This window comes from Pseudomonas sp. Marseille-Q5115 (assembly GCF_916618905.1).
In the GTDB taxonomy this organism is placed as follows: Bacteria; Pseudomonadota; Gammaproteobacteria; order Pseudomonadales; family Pseudomonadaceae; genus Aquipseudomonas; species Aquipseudomonas japonica_A.
This window is the reverse complement of the sequence record NZ_CAKAKI010000001.1, coordinates 3,850,001-3,864,799: the sequence shown is the minus strand read 5'-3', so window position 1 is coordinate 3,864,799 and position 14,799 is coordinate 3,850,001. Positions and strand designations below refer to the sequence as shown.

At 60.6% G+C, this 14,799-nt stretch carries 15 protein-coding genes (1 of these 15 running past the window's edge); 10 read left to right on the top strand and 5 right to left on the bottom strand.

Translation table 11 applies throughout. The features are described 5' to 3' along the window. The first annotated feature begins 15 nt into the window (after positions 1 to 15). Entirely contained in the window at positions 16 to 1,188 is a 1,173-nt protein-coding gene (locus tag LG385_RS17715) for a pyridoxal phosphate-dependent aminotransferase (protein WP_225775313.1), read from the top strand. Beyond that, a complete protein-coding gene (gene sfsA, locus LG385_RS17710; RefSeq protein WP_225775312.1) occupies positions 1,188 to 1,898 on the top strand; it encodes a DNA/RNA nuclease SfsA in 711 nt (236 codons plus the stop codon). Before LG385_RS17715 ends, sfsA begins: the two co-directional genes overlap by 1 nt. 179 nt (positions 1,899 to 2,077) lie before the next feature. On the opposite strand, the gene LG385_RS17705 is transcribed toward sfsA, so the two are convergent. From LG385_RS17705 to LG385_RS17690, 4 genes are all read right to left on the bottom strand, one after another. Beyond that, on the bottom strand, positions 2,078 to 2,869 hold the full coding sequence (locus LG385_RS17705) for a cyclic nucleotide-binding domain-containing protein (RefSeq protein ID WP_225775311.1): 792 nt from the start codon (positions 2,867 to 2,869) through the stop codon (positions 2,078 to 2,080). A gap of 33 nt (positions 2,870 to 2,902) precedes the next feature. After that, positions 2,903 to 3,178, bottom strand: a complete 276-nt coding sequence (locus tag LG385_RS17700) for a TfoX/Sxy family protein (RefSeq protein WP_181117753.1) — start codon at positions 3,176 to 3,178, stop codon at positions 2,903 to 2,905. 49 nt (positions 3,179 to 3,227) lie between these two features. Beyond that, the gene (locus LG385_RS17695; RefSeq protein WP_225775310.1) at positions 3,228 to 3,572 is read right to left on the bottom strand and encodes a pentapeptide repeat-containing protein; all 345 of its coding nucleotides are present in this window, start codon (positions 3,570 to 3,572) and stop codon (positions 3,228 to 3,230) included. 86 nt (positions 3,573 to 3,658) lie between these two features. Beyond that, positions 3,659 to 5,203, bottom strand: coding sequence for an AAA family ATPase (locus tag LG385_RS17690; RefSeq protein ID WP_225775309.1), 1,545 nt, complete (start codon positions 5,201 to 5,203; stop codon positions 3,659 to 3,661). Between the two features lie 117 nt (positions 5,204 to 5,320). Here LG385_RS17690 and mrcB point away from each other — a divergent pair, with 117 nt between their 5' ends. Genes mrcB through LG385_RS17675 form a run of 3 tightly spaced genes read left to right on the top strand, consistent with a single transcriptional unit; the run spans position 5,321 to position 8,734 of the window. Continuing rightward, a complete protein-coding gene (mrcB, locus tag LG385_RS17685; protein ID WP_181117756.1) occupies positions 5,321 to 7,645 on the top strand; it encodes a penicillin-binding protein 1B in 2,325 nt (774 codons plus the stop codon). Between the two features lie 13 nt (positions 7,646 to 7,658). Further along, entirely contained in the window at positions 7,659 to 8,390 is a 732-nt protein-coding gene (locus tag LG385_RS17680; protein WP_225775308.1) for a tetratricopeptide repeat protein, read from the top strand. A gap of 8 nt (positions 8,391 to 8,398) precedes the next feature. Then, the gene (locus tag LG385_RS17675) at positions 8,399 to 8,734 is read left to right on the top strand and encodes a YqcC family protein (protein WP_181117757.1); all 336 of its coding nucleotides are present in this window, start codon (positions 8,399 to 8,401) and stop codon (positions 8,732 to 8,734) included. Between the two features lie 20 nt (positions 8,735 to 8,754). Here the strand turns inward: LG385_RS17675 and LG385_RS17670 are convergent, their stop codons facing one another. After that, positions 8,755 to 9,189, bottom strand: coding sequence for a DUF4124 domain-containing protein (locus LG385_RS17670; protein WP_225775307.1), 435 nt, complete (start codon positions 9,187 to 9,189; stop codon positions 8,755 to 8,757). Positions 9,190 to 9,542: 353 nt separating this feature from the next. On the opposite strand from LG385_RS17670, the gene LG385_RS17665 reads away from it, so the two are divergent. The 5 genes from LG385_RS17665 to msrP all read left to right on the top strand — a co-directional run. Then, positions 9,543 to 11,267: an acetolactate synthase 3 large subunit gene (locus tag LG385_RS17665; protein WP_181117759.1), complete on the top strand. Its 1,725-nt coding sequence runs from the start codon at positions 9,543 to 9,545 to the stop codon at positions 11,265 to 11,267. A 2-nt stretch (positions 11,268 to 11,269) separates the two neighbouring features. After that, positions 11,270 to 11,761, top strand: coding sequence for an acetolactate synthase small subunit (gene ilvN / locus LG385_RS17660; protein ID WP_181117760.1), 492 nt, complete (start codon positions 11,270 to 11,272; stop codon positions 11,759 to 11,761). A gap of 51 nt (positions 11,762 to 11,812) precedes the next feature. Continuing rightward, positions 11,813 to 12,829 carry a ketol-acid reductoisomerase gene (gene ilvC, locus LG385_RS17655; RefSeq protein ID WP_181117761.1) on the top strand — a complete coding sequence of 339 codons (1,017 nt, stop codon included), beginning with the start codon at positions 11,813 to 11,815 and terminating at the stop codon, positions 12,827 to 12,829. A 146-nt stretch (positions 12,830 to 12,975) separates the two neighbouring features. Beyond that, positions 12,976 to 13,824: a CDP-diacylglycerol--serine O-phosphatidyltransferase gene (pssA, locus tag LG385_RS17650; protein WP_225775306.1), complete on the top strand. Its 849-nt coding sequence runs from the start codon at positions 12,976 to 12,978 to the stop codon at positions 13,822 to 13,824. 59 nt (positions 13,825 to 13,883) lie between these two features. Then, a protein-coding gene (gene msrP, locus LG385_RS17645) for a protein-methionine-sulfoxide reductase catalytic subunit MsrP (RefSeq protein WP_225775305.1) crosses the window boundary here: on the top strand, positions 13,884 to 14,799 show its 5' portion. 98 nt of this gene lie beyond the right edge of the window; 916 of the gene's 1,014 nt are visible here — the first part of the coding sequence; its start codon is at positions 13,884 to 13,886; its stop codon lies beyond the right edge, outside the window.

Genomic DNA, 14,799 nt, shown 5'->3' with positions numbered 1-14,799 from the left:
ACTCGAGACCGCGTCATGGCCAAGCCTTACAGCGCGCGCAGCCGCGCGATCGAACCCTTCCATGTGATGGCCCTGCTGGCTCGCGCGAACGAGCTTCAGGCAGCCGGCCATGACGTGATTCACCTGGAAATCGGCGAGCCGGACTTTGTCACCGCCGCACCCATCGTGGTGGCGGGGCAGGCTGCGCTTGCTGCCGGCCATACCGGCTACACCGCCGCACGAGGGTTGCCGGCGCTGCGCCAGGCCATCGCCCGGTTTTATGGCCAGCGCTACGGGTTGGACATCGATCCGGCGCGCATCATGGTGACCCCCGGGGGCTCTGGCGCGCTGCTGCTTACCAGTGCCTTGCTGGTCGACCCGGGCCGGCATTGGCTGCTGGCAGATCCGGGCTATCCGTGTAATCGGCACTTTCTCAGGCTGATCGAGGGCGAGGCGAAGCTGGTGCCCGTAGGGCCTGCGGACCATTACCAGCTCAACTCGCGGCTGGTCGCCGAGCACTGGGATGACCGTTCCGTGGGGGCTTTGGTGGCCTCGCCGGCCAATCCCACGGGCGCCGTGCTTGGGCTGAGCGAACTGAAAGCGTTGAGCGAGGCGCTGGAGGTTCGAGATGGCCATCTCGTGGTGGATGAAATCTATCATGGCCTCACGTATGGCATGGATGCACACAGCGTACTTGAAGTGAACGACGAGGCCTTTGTGCTCAACAGCTTCTCCAAGTACTTCGGCATGACCGGCTGGCGGCTGGGCTGGCTGGTGGCGCCTGAAGCTGCCGTGCCTGAGCTGGAGAAACTGGCCCAGAACCTTTACATCAGCGCCCCGAGCATTGCTCAGCATGCGGCGTTGGCGTGTTTCGAGCCCGATACGCTGGAAATTCTCGAAAGCCGCCGCGAGGCGTTTCGACAGCGGCGAGATTTTCTTCTGCCAGCCCTGCGCGGGCTGGGGTTCGACATTGCAGTGGAGCCCCAAGGGGCGTTCTACCTGTACGCGGATATCAGCCGCTTCGGTGGTGATGCCTTTGCATTCTCCCGGTTCTTCCTCGAAGAGGAGCACGTGGCGTTCACACCCGGCCTCGATTTCGGCCGGCACCTGGCGCGCCAGCATGTGCGCTTCGCCTACACCCAGGCGTTGCCTCGGCTGGAGCAGGCCGTTGAGCGAATTGCCCGTGGCCTGCAACGGTGGCAAGGCTGATGCGTTTCGACCCGCCCTTGGAGCCTGCCACCTTGCTGCGCCGCTACAAGCGATTTCTCGCAGACATCGAACTGGCAGATAGGAGCCAGCTCACTGTGCATTGCCCGAACACCGGCTCGATGCTCAACTGCATGGCGCCTGGCTGCCGGGTATGGTTCAGCCGCTCGAGCGACCCTTCGCGCAAGCTGCCCGGTACCTGGGAAATCGTGGAAACACCCCAAGGGCGCTTGGCCTGTATCAATACCGGGCGAGCCAACCGGCTGGTGGAGGAAGCGTTGCTGGCCGGGATGATTCCGGAACTGGCGGGGTATACCCAGCTGCGCCGCGAGGTGCGGTATGGAGAAGAAAACAGCCGGGTAGACTTTCACCTTGGCTTTGCCTCAAGCGAAGCCTATGTGGAAGTGAAAAGCGTAACCCTGGGCTTCGATGGCACCACAGTTGCGGCCTTCCCAGATGCCGTGACCCAGCGGGGAGCGCGACATTTGCGTGAGCTGGCCGCGCTGGCCAGGCGCGGCGTACGGGCAGTACAGCTGTTTTGCGTGAATCTGAGCGGTATCGAGAGCGTTCGCCCAGCCTGGGAAATCGATGACACCTATGCCCAGGCGCTTCGCCTCGCTGCCAGTGAAGGTGTAGAGGTGCTCGCCTACGGCGTACACCTTACGCCGGAGGAAGTGTTCATTGACCGCCGGCTCAGCCTTCAGCTGGATTGAGCGAGGTACATTTTTTACAGGCAAAAAAAGACCCGGCAAGAGCCGGGTCAATAACCGTGATTAGCCTGATGAGGAGATAAGCTGAGTCCGAACCACCGGGCTGCTTATCGGCTGATCTCGCGACCAGTTGCGCTAATCATAACTATTCTCATTTGAGAGTCAAGTGCATTTTCGCGGGCTTATTGCGGCTCCAGGCCAGATCCTGTGAGCTGGCGATTTAACACATTGATTTTCTTGGCCATGCTCTCGATAAGGCTGTGTGCAATTTTTGGATTGGACTGCGTCATCGCAAGGAATTGATCCTTCGGGATCATCATTACTGTGCAAGCGGTGCTCGCAATCACGGTGGCGGTGCGCTTTTCCTCGGTGAACACTGCCATCGCGCCGAAAATTTCCTCTTTGGCAACATCTCCCACCTTCAGGCCGTCGACAAATACCTCCGCGTGACCGTCGATGATGATGAATACATGATCCGGTTCATCCCCCTGGCGGATGAGCACTTCACCACCGGCCACATGTTTGAAGCCGCTGGCGCTACGGTATTCGGGCTGTTTCAGCCGGGTAACGGCTTCGGCGAGTAACCAGGCATGCCCCCCCAGGTAATCGGCCAGCAGCTCGCTTTTACCCGCGGCCCCAATGTGAGCCAGGGCGGTGGGGCGATCAAAAGGAACAAGGCGCAGAGGCGCCTGGGCGCGATAGCGGCATTCCAGGCCTTCAGGCGCCGGTGCAAGGTTGAGCACATCACCCTCGCTGAGATAGAACAGATTGCGGTCGTTCAAGGCCACTTGCACAAGCCCGGCCTCGATCAGGTAAAGCTGGTCGGGCCGTATATGCGATCCGAGGAGTGTGTCAGCCGATAATTCCAGCGGTGAATCACTGGCTGGCGCGCCTTCCAACAGCCGCGAAGGCAACCCTTGCAAGCGTGTGATCCATTCTTCGGCGTAGGCCGACTGCTCCCCAACTAGATACATGATTCATTCTCAGCGTGCGCGCTTGGCGCGTGGTCAGTTGTTCGGACGAGGCGAGGGCGAAGCGTTGAAGGCCTTGTTCAAGGCTTCCTTGCGCTCGGCAGGCAGGTCACTCCAGTGAACCCCTTGAAGCGCGCCTTCGATGGCATAAAGCAGTACTTTTGAAGCACGGAAGCCTCGAGTTTTTACAGCGCGATAAGCGTCCACGGCACCAAGCCGGCGCAGGTCGGCTGCACTGTGGATGCCAACAGCGTGGAGCCATTGGGCGGAGGTCTTGCCCAAATTTCGCAGTTCCTGCAGCTCGTCGTTCATCCAGGCTCCTGATCAGGGGGCTGTCCCCTCAGCGGACTTTAGCCGAGGGTCATTTGGTGCGATACCGAAGCCGGGTTCCGAAGTTGACGGACATCAGGATTTCGTCTGCGCTCAGTTCCGGCGGGAAATACGCCCCGGAGATTTGCGCATGGGCGAGCGAGGCGCCTTCCAGGCAAGCATTGCGAAAGTCTATGCCCCTGAGGTCGGCGGAGCGGAAGTAGGCGTCGCTGAGGTTCAGGCCGTCTGCCTCCAGGTTGCGCAGGTCCAGGCCTCGGAAGTCTCCCCCAGTGAAGTCCACCGCCCCCTCGCGGCGCTTCGCCTCGTTAAAGGCCTCGATCTGTTCTTCCCTCACGAGTGCGAAAAGGGGCGAATCGATCAGTTTGGGCTGGGTCATGGCAGCGTCTCCGTTGGGAAGGTGGCGCCATCATAATGACACCACCCGAAAGCCGAAGGTGTGGACTGGTTCACGCGCCGTTGAGGTCAGAGCCCCGGCAGTCGGCTGCGAATCGCTTCGATCACGGCGTCGACGCTGCTGGCGTCATGGGTATTGACCGCTTTCGCCGCTAGCCGCTCCTCTCCGGAGAGTGGATCTCGGCTATGTGATTGTGCCGCGATCACGTCAAGTGTGGCATCGGAAGGGTCCGGGTTCTGCTGAGCCTGACGTTGGGCCAGCCAGCTTTCGATCACTGCCAGGGGAGCGCTGCAATCCAGAATGAAGAACGGCACCGCCTGGGCCTGGGCAACCGCCTGCGCTGCGGCACGCTGTGACTGCTTGAGGTAGGTGGCGTCGAGGACCACCGGAAGGCCTGCGCTCAGTATCTGCGCAGCCAGCGCGTGCAGTTTGTGGTAGGTCGCTTCGCTGGCCTGCTCGCTGTAGAGCGCATCGGTGTCCACTTCAGCGTAGAGGCGCTTTCGCTCTACATCCGAGCGCAAGCGAATGGCGCCCAGTGCTTCGACCAGCCGTAGTGCCACATGGCTCTTGCCCACGGCGGACACACCACTGGTGATGGCAAGGAAGCGGGACGGGATGGCGCTGTAACTTTCTGCCAGCGTGGCGTAGTTCCGGTATTGGCGCAGCGAGGTTGCGCGCTGCAGGCCATCGGCGTTGGCCGGCATGCTGAACAGCGCGACCTTGGCCCGCACCATGGCGCGGTAAGCCTTGTAAAAATTGAGAAGCGGCAGGCCTGCGTAGTCGCCAGTGATCTCGAGGTAGCGGGTTACCAGCCTGCGGGACAGGCACTTGAGGCCACGGTCTTCGAGGTCCATGGCCAGGAAAGCGATATCTGCGTACACATCCGTGAAGCGGAAGGGCTCGTTGAACTCGATGCAGTCGAAGATCACTACCTTGCCATCGATGATCGTTGCGTTGCCCAGGTGAATATCCCCATGACACTCACGGATGAACCCTTCGGCCTTGCGTGCCTGCAGCAGCGGCAGGAGGCGGTCGTACTCTGCGCTCGCCCAGGCCTGCAGTGCATCCAGCTGCACCAGGTCGGCGCGGTCGGACAGGAACGGCCTAACCTGTTCGAAATTCTGGCTCACCGGGGCCATCACGCTCTCGGGCGTACCTTCGCTGCGCTCCAGCGGAACCCGCGGTGCGGCCAGGTGGAATTCGGCGATCTGTTGCGCAAGCGCGTCGATATGCTCGTTGCCCAGTTCGCCATTGGCCTGGAGTGTGCTCAACAACTGGCTTTGCGGGAACTGGCGCATTTTCAGGGCGTATTCAATTGCCGGGCCTTCGCCGTCCAGGGCCGGAGCCTGCTCGCTCCCGGTCACGCTCAGCACATCCAGGTAAAGCCCCTCGGTCAGGCGCTGATTGAGCCGCAGCTCTTCCTGACAGAAGTGTTGGCGCGCGGCAAGGGTGGTGAAGTCCAGGAAACCGAAATTCACCGGCTTCTTGATCTTGTAGGCGTAGGGGCCGGTCAGGATAACCCAGGAGATATGTGTTTCGATCAGCTCGAACGCTTCAACCGGGTGAGGGTAAAGCGCCGGGTTCTGCAGCGCGGCAACGAGGGCTTGACTCACGGAAAATCCTTATGCGGTCGAGGGGCATTGCCGTTCATTATGGCGGCTACCGCCGGTGGTGCAAACCGTAACAACGTTTCTGTTTGTGGGGGGGCAAACTGCGTATAATCCGCCGCCATGACTCGTAGCCGATCCCCCCGCAAACCCTCTCGTCCCGCTTCAAATCGCGCCCGCACGTGGCTCGGCTGGCTGCTCAAGCTCAGCCTGGTCGGCCTTGTGGCGCTGGCTGGCGTTGCCATTTACCTCGATGCCGTGGTGCAGGAGAAGTTTTCCGGCAAGCGCTGGACCATCCCCGCCAAGGTGTATGGCCGGCCGCTCGAATTGTTCGTGGGGCAAAAGCTCGAACTCAAAGACTTTCTTACCGAACTGGACGCCCTGGGTTATCGCCGCGTCAATGCCGTGGATGGTCCCGGGCAGGTTGCGGTGGCCGGCAATACTGTCTCGCTCAATACCCGTGGTTTCCAGTTCTATGAGGGGCTGGAGCAGGCCCGGCCGGTTCGGGTGCGCTTCAATGGCGACTACGTTGGCGACCTGGCTGGCAACGGCGGCGAAAAGCTCCCCGTGGTGCGGCTCGAGCCGTTGCTGATCGGCGGGATCTACCCGAAAAACCTCGAAGACCGGATTCTCATCAAGCTCGATCAGGTGCCCCCTTACCTGATCGACACCCTGGTGACCGTAGAAGATCGCGACTTCTACCACCACTTCGGTGTATCGCCGAAGTCCATCGCGCGGGCGGTATACATCAACGCCTCCTCGGGGCAGATGCGCCAGGGCGGCAGCACCCTGACGCAACAGCTGGTGAAGAACTTCTACCTCACCAACGAGCGCAGCCTCAGCCGCAAGCTGACCGAAGCGATGATGGCGGTGCTGCTTGAGCTGCATTACAGCAAGCAGGAAATCCTCGAGGCCTACCTGAACGAAGTGTTCATCGGTCAGGATGGCCAACGGGCCGTGCACGGCTTTGGCCTGGCCAGCCAGTTCTTCTTCAGCCAGCCCCTGTCAGAGCTCCGGTTGCACCAGGTTGCATTGCTGGTCGGAATGGTAAAAGGCCCTTCGTATTACAACCCCCGTCGATATCCCGAGCGGGCGCTGGAGCGCCGTAACCTGGTGCTCGACCTGCTGCAGGAGCAGGGCGTGGCCACACCCGAGGCCGTGGCCGCCGCGAAGAAAATGCCCTTGGGCGTTACCCAGCGCGGTAGCCTGGCAGACAGTTCGTTCCCGGGCTTCCTGGACCTGGTCAAGCGCCAGCTGCGCGAAGATTACCGGGATGAAGACCTTACTGGCGAAGGCCTGCGGATATTCACCAGTTTCGACCCCATCCTGCAGATGAAAGCCGAAGCGGCCGTCAGCGAGAGCTTCAAGCGCTTCTCGGCCCGCAAGGGCGGTGACGCGATGGAAACCGCAATGGTGGTGACCAATCCGGAAAGTGGTGAGGTACAAGCGTTGGTGGGTAGCCGCCAGGCAGGGTTTGCCGGCTTCAACCGGGCCCTGGATGCGGTGCGGCCAATCGGCTCGCTGGTGAAGCCGGCGATCTACCTTACCGCCCTTGAAAAACCCAGCCAGTACACGCTTACCAGCTGGATCAAGGACGAACCCTTCTCGGTGAAGGGCGCCGATGGGCAGGTGTGGTCGCCGCAGAACTACGAAAAAGGCTCCAACGGCACCATCTTCCTTTACCAGGGGCTGGCGCATTCCTACAACCTCTCCAGTGCTCGCCTCGGCCTTGATCTCGGCATTCCCAATGTCTTCAAAACCCTTGGCAAACTGGGCGTGGATGTGAACTGGCCGGCGTACCCTTCCATGTTGCTGGGCGCAGGCGCGCTCACGCCGATGCAAGTGGCGACGGTTTATCAAACCATTGCCAACGGTGGCTACAACACGCCGATGCGGGGTATTCGCAGCGTGTTGACCGCCGAAGGCCAGCCGTTGAAGCGTTACCCCTTCCAGATCCAGCAGCGTTTCGATCCAGGCAGCATTTACCTGATCCAGACCGCCATGCAGCGTGTGGTGCGCGAAGGTACCGCGCGCTCGGTTTACAATGTGTTGCCCTCGTCGTTGAACCTGGCCGGGAAAACCGGCACTACCAACGATTCACGCGACAGCTGGTTCGCCGGCTTCAGCCAGGATTTGCTGGCGGTGGTGTGGATGGGGCGCGACGACAACGGTAAAACCCCTTACACCGGTGCCACCGGCGCCTTGCAGGTGTGGACCAATTTCATGCGCAAGGCCGATCCGCTCCCGCTGAACATGGCGGTACCGGATAACGTCGTGCTCGCCTGGGTGGACGCCCAGACTGGGCAAGGCTCGGCGGAAGGCTGCCCGAACGCCGTGCAGATGCCTTATATTCGAGGTAGTGAACCAGCCCCTGGCGTGGCATGTAATTCCGGCTCCGAGTCCCCGGCGGCTCCGGTGATGGACTGGATCAAGGGCTGGCTGAATTGACTGAGGAACTGACGTGAAGAAGTTGTGGTTTTCAATGCTGACCGCGACAGTCCTGTTGCAAGGCTGTGCAAGCGTGCCTCACGGCTCGATACCTGTAGTTGATCAAAGCGCGCGGGTTTCTAATAGCGAACGCGTGTCGGCCAACCGTAATACCGCTTACCGCGCTCCGGTCGCGGCGGCCCCTACGCAGGCTGCCCCCGAAGACAGCGGCGTCATGGTGATGGTGCCCACCTCCAGTGCTCCGATTCAGGCCAGCGCAGCGCCTATCAGTACCAGCCCGATCACTCCGGGGCCGGTAACCAATGGCCCTGCCTATACACCGCCCACGCCTGCGGCCAGCGGCAGCCTGTATACACCTGCGCCGTCTGCCCCGAGCGGTATTCCTGCGGCCACGCGTTCCAGCGGAGGCCTGGCAGCGGATGAGCAGCTGGACGGCCCGGTGTTGGCGCTGCTCACTACCGCCCAGCAACAGCAGGGCGGCGGCGACCTTAATGGCGCCTCGTCCAGCCTGGAGCGTGCCCAGCGCATAGCGCCGCGTGAGCCTCAGGTGCTGTTTCGTCTCGCCCAGGTAAGGTTGGCACAGGGTGACGCTGCCCAGGCCGAGCAGTTTGCCCGGCGGGCGTTGAGCTACGCCAATGGGCGCCCGGATCTCCAGGCGCGGCTGTGGGAAACCATCGCGCAGGCGCGCGAGAAACAGGGTGATGCGGCAGGCGCGGCGCAGGCCCGTCAGAATGCGCGAGGGTGACCAAGGAAATGGACGCTCGTTTTCCTGCCATTGCCGATCAGCTTTTGCTGATCGAACGCGCCCTTCGTCAGGCTGGATGGTGGGCCGCCCAGCCGCCCAGCGAGCAGGCACTGGCCAGTGTGGAGCCGTTCTGCGTGGACACGCTCAGCTTCGAGGAGTGGTTGCAATGGATCTTCCTGCCACGAATGAAGCTAATCCTGGAGAACGGCCTGGCCTTGCCAAATGCCTCCGGCATCCTCGCCATGGCTGAAATGGTCTACGCCAGCAGGCCCGGTCAGGGCCTTGCCCTCATGGCCTGCCTGCGCGAGTTCGACCTTCTCATCACTGGCGCCAGCCAGGCCTGACTGCAGGGAAGGGCTGCCGGTCAGTGGCACTGATCAGCGATGGCCTTGCGGGTTTCGGTAATCTTCGCCTGCCGCTCTTCCTCGGTCAGGCGCCTTAATTCGCCATCCACTTCCTGGCGCACCCTCGGGTTGTTGTTCAACTGGGCGAGGTTGGTACGCGCCTGGTCGCAGAACTCCTTCGTCTGCGCTTCCTGCTCTGTCACCTGCTGCCGAACACGATCGTTTGCGGCTTTCTGCTCGGGATCGTTATCCACGTCGTCCTCGTTCTGCGAACCTTTCGCAGGGCTGGCAGGCGGCGGCGCGTGAGTGTCGATAGGCGTGGCCGCCTGGCCGGTCGGCGGCTTGGCATCGAAGTGAGTCACGCCGTTGGCATCCACCCATTTGTATACCTGGGCCGCTTGCAGCGACCCCATTGCTGCCAGCATCACGCTGGCCACCAGGCATGTAAGGCGCATGTCCGCTCCGTTCGTCCAAAGGGCTTTGCGCAAAATTACCACAGAAGCAGAAAGGCGACAGATGACTTGACTTGCGAGGGGCTATTCACAACAATCCAAAGTCCGCTGTGAAGGGACTGCCAGAAGCAGACCCGCTCAGCAGATCATGAGGCGCATACCCGCGCCGACCTGTTACACCCGCAACGCGTTACCTCGCGCTGGGTGGGAAACCCCCGCAACACTTTGGGGAAGTCCCAATACTTGCTCAGTCAGTGCTGACGTAGTCGGCGACCACCGTCGCTCATGCTCTGCTTGGCAGTAAACCTAATGGACCCGCCTCCCGGCGGTATTCTGGCGTTTTTGAGGTGAACAACGTGGAGCTCTTATCCGGCGCTGAGATGATCGTCCGCTTTTTGCGTGACGAGGGTGTCAAGCACATCTACGGGTACCCTGGCGGTGCTCTCCTTCATGTTTACGATGCCCTGTTCAAAGAGCCTGATGTCTCGCACATCCTGGTTCGCCACGAGCAGGCCGCTACTCACATGGCCGACGGTTATGCCCGCGCCACCGGCAAGGCGGGTGTGGTGCTGGTAACGTCCGGCCCTGGCGCAACCAACGCCATTACCGGGATCGCCACGGCCTACATGGACTCGATCCCCATGGTGGTGCTGTCTGGTCAGGTTCCGAGCACCATGGTAGGCACCGACGCCTTCCAGGAAACCGACATGATCGGTATCTCCCGGCCTATCGTGAAGCACAGCTTCATGATCAAGCATCCCTCGGAAATTCCGGAGATCCTGAAGAAGGCGTTCTACCTGGCTGAGTCTGGCCGGCCTGGCCCGGTTGTGGTCGATATCCCGAAAGATATGACCAACCCGGCGGAGAAATTCGAATACGTCTACCCCAAAAAGGTGAAGCTGCGCTCCTATTCACCTGCCGTGCGGGGCCATTCGGGCCAGATCCGCAAGGCCGCCGAAATGCTCGTGGCCGCGCGTCGCCCGGTTATCTATGCCGGTGGCGGGGTGATCCTTGGCGGTGCGTCTTCGCCACTCACCGAGCTGGCGCGGCTGCTGAACGCTCCGGTCACCAACACGTTGATGGGGCTGGGCGCGTACCCAGGCACTGATCGTCAGTTCGTCGGCATGCTTGGCATGCACGGTAGCTACACCGCCAACCTGACCATGCACCACGCCGATGTGATCTTCGCCGTGGGCGCGCGCTTCGACGACCGTGTGATCAATGGCGCGGCCAAGTTCTGCCCTAACGCCAAGATCATTCACGTGGATATCGACCCGGCGTCCATTTCCAAGACGATCAAGGCCGATGTGCCAATCGTGGGCCCGGTAGAAAGCGTGCTGACTGAAATGGTTGCCGCTTATAAAGAGCTGGGGCAAACCCCGGACAAGGAAGCGGTTGCCGCCTGGTGGAAGCAGATCGACGAATGGCGTGGCGAGCGCGGCCTGTTCCCCTACGAGCAAGGCGATGGTCAGCTGATCAAGCCTCAAACCGTGATTCGTACTCTGTGGGATGTTACCCAGGGCGATGCGTTCGTGACCTCCGACGTGGGCCAGCATCAGATGTTCGCGGCCCAGTACTACCCGTTCGACAAGCCCAACCGCTGGATCAACTCGGGTGGCTTGGGCACCATGGGCTTCGGCTTCCCAGCTGCCATGGGTGTGAAGCTGAACTTCCCGGACAACGACGTTGCCTGCGTGACGGGAGAGGGCAGCATCCAGATGAACATCCAGGAGCTCTCTACCTGCATGCAGTACGGCCTGCCGGTGAAGATCGTGAACCTGAACAATGGCGTACTGGGCATGGTGCGCCAGTGGCAGGACATGAACTACAGCAGCCGCCATTCGCATTCGTACATGGAGTCGCTGCCAGATTTCGTCAAGCTGGCCGAGGCCTACGGCCATGTCGGCATGCGCATTACCGACCTCAAGGACCTCAAGCCCATGATGGCCGAAGCCTTTGCCATGAAAGACCGCCTGGTGTTCCTGGACATTCAGGTGGATACCAGCGAGCACGTCTATCCGATGCAGATCAAGGATGGCTCGATGCGTGACATGTGGCTGAGCAAGACGGAGCGTACCTGACCATGCGGCACATCATTTCTTTGCTGTTGGAAAACGAACCGGGCGCACTGTCCCGGGTGGTCGGCCTGTTCTCGCAGCGCAACTACAATATTGAAAGCCTGACCGTTGCCGCGACCGAAGACCCGACCTTGTCGCGCCTTACCCTCACCACCATCGGCCATGATGAGGTGATCGAGCAGATCACCAAGAACCTCAACAAGCTGGTGGAAGTGGTGAAGCTGGTCGACCTTTCGGAAAGTGCACACATCGAGCGTGAGCTGATGCTGGTGAAAGTGAAGGCGACCGGCGCTCAGCGCGCCGAGGTCAAGCGCACCACCGACATCTTCCGCGGGCAGATCGTGGATGTGAGCAGCAGCGTTTATACCGTTCAGCTCACAGGTACCAGCGACAAGCTCGACAGCTTCATCCAGGCCGTCGGCACCGCGTCCATTCTCGAAACCGTGCGCAGTGGCGTTACCGGTATCGCGCGCGGCGACAAAGTACTCAGCATTTAATCAAATCATTTTTGCAGGCGGCCCAAGGGCCAGGATAATCAGGGGAATTTCATGAAAGTTTACTACGACAAAGACTGTGACCTGTCCATCATCCAGGGCAAGAAAGTCGCCATCATCGGTTACGGCTCCCAGGGCCATGCTCAGGCGTGCAACCTGAAAGACTCCGGTGTTGATGTCGTCGTCGGCCTGCGCAAGGGTTCGGCTACCGTCGCCAAGGCTGAAGCCCATGGCCTGAAAGTCACTGACGTGGCCAGCGCCGTTGCTTCTGCTGACCTGGTCATGATCCTCACCCCGGATGAATTCCAGTCGGTACTGTACAAGAACGAAGTAGAGCCGAACCTGAAGCAGGGCGCGACCCTGGCCTTCTCCCACGGCTTCGCCATCCATTACAACCAGGTTGTTCCGCGTAGCGACCTGGACGTGATCATGATCGCCCCCAAGGCACCGGGCCACACCGTTCGCTCCGAGTTCGTCAAGGGCGGCGGTATTCCTGACCTGATCGCTATCTACCAGGACGCTTCGGGCAATGCCAAGAACGTCGCGCTGTCCTACGCTGCCGGCGTGGGCGGTGGGCGTACCGGCATCATCGAAACCACCTTCAAGGACGAAACCGAAACCGACCTGTTCGGCGAGCAGGCCGTTCTGTGTGGCGGTGCGGTAGAACTGGTGAAAGCCGGTTTCGAAACCCTGGTAGAAGCTGGCTACGCCCCGGAAATGGCCTACTTCGAATGCCTGCACGAGCTGAAACTGATCGTTGACCTCATGTACGAAGGCGGCATCGCCAACATGAACTACTCGATCTCCAACAACGCTGAGTACGGCGAGTACGTTACCGGCCCGGAAGTGATCAACGCCGAATCCCGTCAGGCCATGCGCAATGCACTCAAGCGCATCCAGGATGGTGAGTACGCCAAGATGTTCATCGCTGAAGGCGCCGCCAACTACCCGTCCATGACCGCTCGCCGCCGTAACAACGCAGCGCACGGCATCGAAGTGATCGGTGAGCAACTGCGTTCGATGATGCCTTGGATCTCGGCGAACAAGATCGTCGACAAAGCCAAGAACTGATCGCGCTTTGTTACAACGGAAAACGCGGCCTCGGCCGCGTTTTTTCGTTTCCAGCGTGGCCTTCTGGTATAAAGCTGCAACGTTTGCGGACGAACCCTCGTCTCGAGCGTCTGTCGAAATTTTTCACACGTTGCAAGGTACTGTTTATGAGCGAACGCCCTGAAGAGCCGAACACGGTCCCCGACGCCGATAGCCTGCTCCCTGTCGACGAGCATGTTGAAGAGGGTCAGGATGCCGAAGGGCGTAGAGTGCGGCACCGTGGGATCTACCTGCTGCCTAACCTCTTCACTACCGCAAACCTGTTTGCCGGTTTCTATTCCATCATCAACTCGATCACAGCCCAGAGCGCCTTGAGCGCGGGCAATTCGGCCGAGGCAGTGAAGTATTACTCCTTTGCCGCCATTGCGATCTTCGTCGCGATGGTGCTCGATGGCCTTGATGGCCGTGTAGCGCGAATGACCAATACCCAAAGCGCGTTCGGCGCGGAGTACGATTCGCTGTCCGATATGGTTGCCTTCGGAATGGCGCCGTCGCTGCTGGCGTTCGTCTGGGCACTGGGTGCCATGGGCAAGGTGGGCTGGATGGTCGCCTTTATCTACGTTGCCGGTGCTGCCCTGCGGCTGGCCCGCTTCAATACTCAGGTAGGCAAGGCGGATAAGCGCTACTTCATTGGCCTGGCGAGCCCTGCGGCGGCAGGGGTGGTGGCCGGGACAGTGTGGGCGATGAGCGACCTGGAAATCCCTGGAGCCAAGCTGTCGTTCCTGGTGGCTATCCTGGTGGCCGGTGCCGGCATGCTGATGGTCAGTAACATCAAGTACAACAGCTTCAAGGAGCTCGACTTGAAGGGGAGGGTGCCTTTTGTTGCCATCCTGGCGGTTGTGCTGGTGTTCGCCGTTGTGTTCATCGACCCGCCGAAGATCCTTCTGTTGATCTTCCTCATCTATGCGGCATCCGGGCCGATCCAACATTTGTTGCGCCTTCGTCGGCACAGATGAAATAAATCAGGGCACACTTCGTCTCACGATCCAGCAACTGATCGCTCGGAGTGTGCCCAATGCTTATCAAGGTTAGCCAGGCATCCGCCTGCCACGAATCTGAAATTACCCCTCAAGCTGCCTATCTCTCTCGCCGAACCCTTATGGCAGGCGCTGCCGCGTTGGCAGCCGGGGCATCGCTTCCGGCCTGGGCGGACTCCTCCAGCGCGTCCGCGTACGAAGGCGTCGAACCCGGCAAGCCTGCGGCCTGGTTCCAGGAAAAACTCAAGCAAACCCATTGGCAGGCAATCACGGCCAAGGGCGAAGCCATTACTCCCTTCAAGGATGCCACCCACTACAACAACTTCTACGAGTTCGGTACCGACAAGGGCGACCCTGCGCAAAACGCGGGTAGCCTGAAAACCGAACCTTGGTCGATCGTTGTTGATGGGGAAGTGGGCAAGCCCGGCAAATATGCACTTGAAGACTTCGTGAAGCCCAGTCAGCTTGAAGAACGCATCTATCGGCTGCGTTGCGTCGAAGCCTGGTCGATGGTCATTCCCTGGCTTGGCTTCCCGCTGGCCAGCATACTCAAGCAGGTAGAGCCCACCTCCAAAGCTCGCTATGTGCGCTTCGAGACCCTGCAGGATCCGGCCACAATGCCAGGTCAGCGCTCGAGCTTCTCCTATATACAGTGGCCGTATGAAGAAGGGTTGCGCCTGGACGAAGCCATGCACCCTCTCACCTTGTTGGCGGTAGGCATGTATGGGCGGGAGCTGCCCAACCAGAATGGTGCGCCACTGCGCCTGATCGTGCCGTGGAAATATGGCTTCAAGGGGATCAAATCCATCGTTCGAATGAGCCTGGTTACCGAACAGCCGCGCACCACCTGGCAGGGCATAGCACCGGACGAATATGGCTTCTACGCCAACGTCAATCCGCAGGTTGATCATCCGCGCTGGACCCAGGCGCGAGAACGCCGCCTTCCTAGTGGCC